We start from the raw sequence: 7,646 nt of genomic DNA on the forward strand, positions 1-7,646 counted from the left end.
GGTCGGCGGGCTGCGAACCGCGGAGTTCTTCACCGGATGCCGGGTGACACGGTCGAAGTACATGAAGGCCCCCTTCCTGTACCTAGGCGCAAGGAAGGGGGCCATCATGTACTGGGGAGACGCGACCAGGCACTCACGAAACGCACGAAGGGGCCCTTCACCGCACGTGATGCGGTGAAGGGCCCCTTCGGCACTCCGAAACTTAGTGCGCCGGACCGTCGATGGCCTCCTTGGCCAGCCGGTCGGTCTCGCGGTCGAGCGAACGCTTGATCTCGGCCTCGGCCTCGGACCGTCCGACCCAGCTCGAACCCTCGACGCTCTTGCCCGGCTCCAGGTCCTTGTACACCTCGAAGAAGTGCTGGATCTCGAGCTTGTGGAACTCGTTCAGGTGGTGGATGTCGCGCAGGTGCTCCAGCCGCGGGTCGTTCGTCGGCACCGCGAGGACCTTGTCGTCCGGGCCCTTCTCGTCGGTCATCCGGAACATGCCGATCGCGCGGCAGCGGATCAGGCAGCCGGGGAAGGTCGGCTCCTGGACGAGCACCAGCACGTCGAGCGGGTCGCCGTCCTGGCCGAGGGTGTCGTCGATGAACCCGTAGTCGGCGGGGTACTGGGTGGCGGTGAACAGCGTCCGGTCGAGTTTGATCCGACCGGTCTTGTGGTCCACCTCGTACTTGTTGCGCTCCCCCTTGGGGATTTCGATAGTGACGTCGAATTCCACGCCGGCCTCGCTGCTCTCGTCTTTGGTACGCCCCGCCGTCGCGGACGGCTCACCGAAATCATCGTCTTGTCTTCACTAGTGTGGACCACGGGGGCTCGGGCGGTCGCATCGATGTGGTCGTATGTGAGCTTGGCCCCTTCCCCGGACGGTGGATGAAGGAGCGTTGAGTGCCGGAAAACGATGCCCCGAGGTGGCCGTCGGACGACAAGGACACCTCATCCGCCGAGCCCAAGGGCACCAAGGGTGAGGGCGAGGCCACGATGTGGCTGCCCATGACGGGGATGGCGAACGGCAAGACCGAAGAGCTGTCAGTGCCGAAGGTCACACCCGAAAGTGGCTCCTGGTTCGAGCCGGTCGTCGAGGTGGAGGAGGAACCGGACGTCCCGGAGACCCCGACGCCGAAGTGGTCCGCCTTCGAACCGGTGACGCCGGTCGAGCCTGAGCAGCGCGAAGAGCCGAAGACGCTTTTCGTCAAGCCCGTCCAGCCGCAGCACAAGGACGAACCGGACTGGGACCAGTTCGACCGGGGCGCCGCCACTCCACCGCGTGACGCCGAGCCCCGGAGACCCGAGCCGAGACACGAGCCTCCGAGGCAGGAGCCGCCGCGCCGTCCCGAGCAGAGCCGGGTCGAGCCGCCGGCTCCCGCGCCGGTCCCGTCCGCGACCATGCACGCGCGCCCGGTCCGCATCGAGCCCGCCGAAGAGCGCTTCGACTCCGAAGCGACCGTCGGGATCCAACGGCCCGAGCCGCCGTCCCAGGAACCCCCGGCCGCCGAAACCGAGGCCGCTCCCGCGCCGAAGCCGAAGCGCAAGCGCAAGGCCCTGCTGATCACGACCCTGGTCGTCGTGCTGCTGCTCGCCGGGATGGGCGGCGCCGCCGCGATGCCGAAGGTGTCGAACCGCCTCGGACTGCCCTGGGCGCCGAACGCGCCGAAGGGCGAGATCCCCAAACCCGCGGGGATCACCCGGGTCCTGCACGGGCCGGACATCAACGGCGCCGGGCCGACGAAGGAAGGGCTCGCGGCCGCGCTCGCGGGCCCCGCCGGTTCGCCGGACCTCGGCACGCTCACCGGCACCGTCGTGGACGCGGCGACCGGCGAAGTCCTGTGGGACAAGAACTCCGGCACCCCGCTGACCCCTGCGTCGACCACGAAGATCCTCGTCGTCGCGGCCGCTCTGCTGTCGATGGACCACGGCAAGCAGTTCTCGACGAAGATCGTCCAGGGCGCAGAACCGGGCACGGTCGTCCTCGTCGCGGGTGGCGACCCGTCGCTGACCTCGCTGCCGCTGGGCACGGACTCGCCGCTGTACCCGGGCGCGGCCCACGTCGACGACCTCGTCGCCCAGGTCAAGAAGGCCGCGGGCGGCAAGATCTCCAAGGTCCAGCTGGACATCAGCCTGTTCAAGGGGCCGACGTCCGCGAAGGGCTGGGACCCGGAGGACACCGCCGCCGGGAACACCTACATGGCGCCGGTCCTCCCCGTGATGGCCGACGGCGGCCGCGCCGACCCGAAGAACGACCACGCGCCCCGTATCGCGAACCCGGCCGCCGCGCTGACCCAGAAGATCGCGGGCAAGCTCGAAGCCCAAGCCGGCGGTACGACGACGGCGCCGAAGGACGCGAAGGTGCTCGGCGAGGTCAAGTCCCAGCCGCTCGCGGAGTTCGCCAACTCGCTGATGCAGCTTTCGGACAACCTGATGGCCGACGTCCTCGCCCGCCAGCTCGCGCTCGCGAAGGGCGCCGAGCCGTCGTTCACCGGCGGCGCGACCGCGACGATGGACGTGCTCAAGCAGGCCGGGTTCGACCTCACCGGCGTCCAGATCAACGACGGCAGCGGACTGTCCGACCAGAACAAGATCCCGGCCAAGGTGCTCAGCGAGATCCTCGCGGTCGCGGCCGCGCCGGACGGCAAGGATCCGAGGACGGCCAAACTGCGCCCCCTGCTGGCGGGCCTCCCTGTCGCGGGCGGCAGCGGGACGCTGGAGAAGCGCTACGCCGATCCGGCGTCGGCCGCGGGCCGCGGCTGGGTGCGCGGCAAGACCGGGACGCTGTCCGGCGTGAACACCCTGGCGGGCGTGGTGCTGGACACCGACGGCCGGATGCTGGTGTTCGCGCTGATGTCGTCCGGTTCGGACCAGAACAAGGGCAGGGCGGCGCTCGACGTCGTCGCGGCGACACTGCACAAGTGCGGCTGCCGATGATTCCGGTGAGCGACCGGAATCGGAGCGTGAGGAAGTCGGGACGGAATCCGGTCTTCCAGCGGGTAGCGTCATAAGAGTGACTGAGGAAACGCCGACCAAGACACGTTCGATGGTCGACTGGTCCCTGGCCGCCTCGACGGGCGCGCTCCTGGTGCGCGGCGGCCCGGTGGTCGACCGCGAAGAGGCCGAAGAGGCCGTCGCCGATCTCCGTGACCTGACCGGTGAGGCCGAGGGGCACGTCCGCGAGCTGACCGGGCTCGGCCTCGACCTGCCGCTGCTGCCCGCCGATGTCGTCGACCGGCCCGGCTGGGTCCGTTCGGCCGCGGCGGGGCTCGACGCGCTCACCGGCCGTGCGCTGCCGGAGGCGCAGGGCGGCCCGCTGGCTCCCGTGCTGGCCGGGGGCGCCGGCGTCCAGACCGGTCTGGTGCTCGCCTTCCTGGCTTCCCGCGTGCTCGGCCAGTACGACCCGTTCGGCGGGCCGGACCGCGCCGGGCGGCTGGTGCTCGTCGCGCCGAACGTGGTCGCCGCCCAGCGCGCGATGGACGTACCCGGCCACGATTTCCGGCTGTGGGTCTGCCTGCACGAATGCACCCACCGGTTGCAGTTCACCGCGGTCACCTGGCTGCGCGACTACTTCGCCGACGAGGTCGAGCGCCTGATCGGCGGGCTCGCCGGCCGGGACGCGGACGGGCTGAGCGATCTGGTCGGCCGCCTGCCGGACACCATCAAGCAGATCGGCAAGGGCAAGGCGGGCGGCGCCGGTCTCGCCGAACTCCTGCAGTCGCCGAGCGAGCGAGCGGTGTTCGACCGGCTGCTGGCGCTGTCCACCCTGCTGGAGGGGCACGCCGACTTCGTGATGGACGCCGTCGGTCCGCAGGTCGTGCCGAGTGTCGAGCTGATCCGTTCGCGGTTCACCGCCCGGCGCAAGGGCGGCGGCCTGATCGACCGCGTGCTGCGCAGCCTCCTCGGCGTGGACGCGAAGCTGCGCCAGTACGAACAGGGCGCGAAGTTCACCAAGCACGTCGTCGACGCCGTCGGCATGGACGGCTTCAACGCGGTGTGGACGTCGCCGAACACGTTGCCGACCAGGGCCGAGATCAGCGATCCGGCGGCCTGGGTGCGGCGACTGCACGGGTGAGCGGGCCGGATCCGGCGATCGCGGCCGTGCGGACGGCCGTGCGGGACTTCCTCGCGTCGGCAGGCGCCGTGGACGAGCTGTGCGTCGCGGTCTCCGGCGGCGCGGACTCCTTGGCGCTGGCGGAAGCGGCCGCGTTCACCGGCGGCCGCGCCGGCCTGAAGGTGCGAGCACTCGTCGTCGACCACGGCCTCCAGGAGGGTTCCGCCGAAACCGCCGCTCAAGCCGCGAAGACGGCGCGAGAACTGGGTGCCGACACGGCCGAAGTCCTGAAGGTGCGGGTCGAGGGCGCGGGCGGACCGGAAGCGGCGGCCCGCCGGGCCCGCTACGGCGCCTTGCGCTCGGCGCTGCCGGACGGACGCGGTGTCGTCCTGCTCGGCCACACCCTCGACGACCAGGCCGAAACCGTCCTGCTCGGCCTCGGCCGGGGGTCCGGGCCGCGTTCGCTGGCCGGGATGCGCCCGCACGACCCGCCGTGGGGACGGCCGCTGCTCGCCGTCACCCGCGCCACCACCCGGCGGGCCTGCCAGGCGCTCGGCGTCGACCCGTGGCAGGACCCGCACAACGAAGACCCGCGGTTCACCCGTGTCCGGTTACGAACCGAAGTACTGCCCCTTCTGGAGGAGGTGCTGTCCGGCGGTGTCGCCGCGTCGCTCGCCCGCACGGCGGCACAACTGCGCGAAGACACGGAGGCGTTGGACACACTCGCGGGCGAGGTCCACCTGCGCGCCTTCACCGGCGAAGGGCTCGACGTCGCGGTGCTCGCCACCGAACCGCCGGCGCTGCGGCGACGTGTCATCCGCAGGTGGCTGCTGGACTCCGGTGTCCGCGAACTCACCGACGCCCACCTGCGTTCGGTCGACGCTCTGGTGGGGAACTGGCGGGGTCAGGGCGGGGTCTGGCTACCCGGCGACTTGGTGGCCGCGCGGGCGCATGGCAGGCTCACGGTGTCGCTGCCCGGTCGTCCACCTCCCGGAGGTGGATCGGGTGTCCCGCCACCGCGATAGCGGGGCCTCCGGCCGTGGCGGGTTCACGCGTATCGTGACCATCCATCGACACGACTCGGCTCCGCGAAAAGGCTCAGCCGAAGCACCCCAGTCCACCACCTAGAGGGGATCGTCCCGTGTACGAAGGCGAGATCGCCTCCGTGCTCGTCACCGAGCAGCAGATCAACGACAAGATCGCCGAACTGGCGGCCAAGGTCGCAGCGGACTATCCGGCCGACGGCCCCGGCTCCGGGCAGGGAGACCTCCTGCTCGTCGGCGTGCTCAAGGGCGCGGTGATGTTCATGACCGACTTCGCCAGGGCACTCCCCCTTCCCTCCCAGCTCGAGTTCATGGCGGTCTCCTCCTACGGCTCGGCGACGTCGTCGTCCGGCGTGGTGCGGATCCTCAAGGACCTCGACCGCGACATCGCCGGCCGCGACGTGCTCATCGTCGAGGACATCGTCGATTCCGGGCTGACCCTGTCCTGGCTCCTGAAGAACCTCGCGAGCCGGAACCCCGCCTCGCTCGAGGTCGTCTCGCTCCTGCGCAAGCCGGAGGCGGTCAAGGTCGACGTACCGGTCAAGTACATCGGGTTCGACATTCCCAACGAATTCGTCGTCGGATACGGCCTCGACTACGCGGAGCGTTACCGGGACCTGCCTTACATCGGCACCCTGGATCCGCACGTCTACACGTCCTGAGATCCGCTTGCCCGGGTGTGCGGGAATACGGAACCCTGAGCACCGAGAACACGTCATAGGCTGCGATCGAGTGCGTTAACCTATGCGAAGACCTTTGCCACGCAGCCGTCGTGGCCTGGCCCGGGGGAAACGGAGAGAGCTCAGATGGGGAACAGCTTGGCGGACGCGAACGCGTTCAAGAACGCCGCGGCCCAGGGTCAGGTCGGGATCGACCCTGACGCGGCCCAGACCGTCCTGAACAAGATCCGCACCGGCAAGGACGCCATCGAGGCCCTCCTCCAGCGGGCCGGCGACCTCGGTCAGGCGCCGAAGCTGGGCAACAACCCGGTCGGCAACGCGATCGCCGCGAAGGTGGCGAACCGTGCCGACGGCGGAGGCGACTCGTACGCGGCCGCGCTCCAGAACCTTTTCCAGCAGTACGAGGCCGCCGAGTCCGGCATCGTGACGGCGATGGCCCGCTACCACGAGATCGACCAGGCCGCGGCCCAGCCGTTCCGTAACGTCTGAGGGGGAGTCAGAAAGCCATGCCACCGAAGCACAGCGCCGACTCTTACGGCGAGAGCAACACCAGCGGCACCCCGGTGCAGCTCGGCGACAACTCGGAAGCCGCGAACATCGTGTCGTCCGCGCGCGGCCGCTCCGACGGGTTCGACATCGGCGCCGACCGCGCCATCACGAACCCGCCGAACTGGGAGAGCGCGCCGAGCAGCCAGGACCTGTGGAACCAGGCCAACATCGGCAACGACCCCAGTACGGCGACCGCCATCAGCCAGTCGTGGGGTTCGCACGGCGCCAAGCTGAGCCAGGCGTCGAACGACCTCTACAACGCGATCTCCGAACTGGGCGCCGCCTGGATCGGACAGGGCGCCGCGGCCGCGCAGGGTTCGCTGGTCGCCATCGCGAACTCGGGTTCGCAGGCCTCCGAGGCCGCGCACACGATGGCGGACCGGCTGCAGAAGCAGGCCGACGCCGCCACCAAGGTCAAGCTCATGCCGAAGCCGACCGACTACAGCCCCGAGAAGGCCATGGGCCAGGCCCTGGCCGCGGGCCCGATCGGCATGATCACCGACCAGAAGCCCCTCGCCGACCAGGACAAGGAAGTGCGGGCGGAGCAGGCAAGGTTCCTCGAGGCCTACACCAAGGAGATGAGCGAGGTCGACAGCTCGACCCCGAGCTTCGGCCCCGAATCCCTCGGCATGAAGCCGACCGCGACGCACAACAGCGCCGGGTTCAGCGGCGTCGGCAGCATCGGCGGCGCGGGCCTCAACTCCGGCGCCGTCTCCGGCACCCCCGTCTTCGCCGGCACGCACGGCTACGGCGGCGCGCAGGGCAGCGGTGCGGCTCCGGTCCACGCCGGTCCGGACTCGGGCGTGTTCTCGCAGGCCGGCTACAGCCCCGCCGCGAGCCCGGCCGCCGGTGTCGCGCCGGGGGCGGGCGTCGCGTCCGGCGCCGGTGCCCCGATGACCCCGCACGCCCCGGCGAGCGGTGGCAACGGGCTCGGCCAGGCCCTCACCGCGGCCGCGCTCGGCGGCGGCCTCGGCTACGCGGGCGCCAAGGCGCTCGGCCAGGGCAACAAGTCCGGCGCCAAGGACACCGACAGCACCGACGCCGCCGCCACCGAGAAGGGCGGGCCCGCCCAGAGCGCCGCGTCCCAGGCCGTTCCGCAGCAGGGCATCGTGTCCTCCAGCGGCACCATCGGTGGCGCCACGCCGCCGATGCACGGTATGGGCGGCGGCATGGGCATGGGCGCCCACGGCGCGCAGGCCGAGCAGGAAGAGGAGCACACGCACGCGTCGTTCCTCATCGAGCCGGACCCGGACGACGCCTTCGGCGCCAACGAGGCGACCCCGCCGCCGGTCATCGGCGCCTGGACCGAAGACGACGAACGCTAGAGCGGTTCTTCAC

7 protein-coding genes are annotated in these 7,646 nt (G+C 70.8%); 6 read left to right on the forward strand and 1 reads right to left on the reverse strand.

The genetic code is table 11. The features are described 5' to 3' along the window. Positions 1-202: 202 nt before the first annotated feature. Complete coding sequence (locus tag ACFVM3_RS41360) at positions 203-718, reverse strand: inorganic diphosphatase (RefSeq protein ID WP_378445313.1); 516 nt, start codon at positions 716-718, stop codon at positions 203-205. A gap of 167 nt (positions 719-885) precedes the next feature. Between ACFVM3_RS41360 and dacB the strand changes: the two genes are divergently transcribed. From dacB to ACFVM3_RS41390, 6 genes are all read left to right on the forward strand, one after another. After that, positions 886-2,919, forward strand: a complete 2,034-nt coding sequence (gene dacB / locus ACFVM3_RS41365) for a D-alanyl-D-alanine carboxypeptidase/D-alanyl-D-alanine-endopeptidase (RefSeq protein ID WP_378445315.1) — start codon at positions 886-888, stop codon at positions 2,917-2,919. Positions 2,920-3,028: 109 nt separating this feature from the next. Further along, positions 3,029-4,057, forward strand: coding sequence for a zinc-dependent metalloprotease (locus ACFVM3_RS41370; protein ID WP_034310041.1), 1,029 nt, complete (start codon positions 3,029-3,031; stop codon positions 4,055-4,057). After that, positions 4,054-5,061, forward strand: coding sequence for a tRNA lysidine(34) synthetase TilS (gene tilS, locus ACFVM3_RS41375; protein WP_378445317.1), 1,008 nt, complete (start codon positions 4,054-4,056; stop codon positions 5,059-5,061). Before ACFVM3_RS41370 ends, tilS begins: the two co-directional genes overlap by 4 nt. 116 nt (positions 5,062-5,177) lie before the next feature. Then, a complete protein-coding gene (gene hpt / locus ACFVM3_RS41380; protein ID WP_093933323.1) occupies positions 5,178-5,741 on the forward strand; it encodes a hypoxanthine phosphoribosyltransferase in 564 nt (187 codons plus the stop codon). Between the two features lie 144 nt (positions 5,742-5,885). Then, positions 5,886-6,248, forward strand: coding sequence for a hypothetical protein (locus ACFVM3_RS41385; protein WP_378445319.1), 363 nt, complete (start codon positions 5,886-5,888; stop codon positions 6,246-6,248). A gap of 17 nt (positions 6,249-6,265) precedes the next feature. Beyond that, the gene (locus ACFVM3_RS41390) at positions 6,266-7,633 is read left to right on the forward strand and encodes a WXG100 family type VII secretion target (RefSeq protein WP_378445321.1); all 1,368 of its coding nucleotides are present in this window, start codon (positions 6,266-6,268) and stop codon (positions 7,631-7,633) included. Positions 7,634-7,646: the final 13 nt, after the last annotated feature.

The organism is Amycolatopsis sp. NPDC057786 (genome assembly GCF_042797905.1).
Taxonomy (GTDB): Bacteria; Actinomycetota; Actinomycetes; order Mycobacteriales; family Pseudonocardiaceae; genus Amycolatopsis.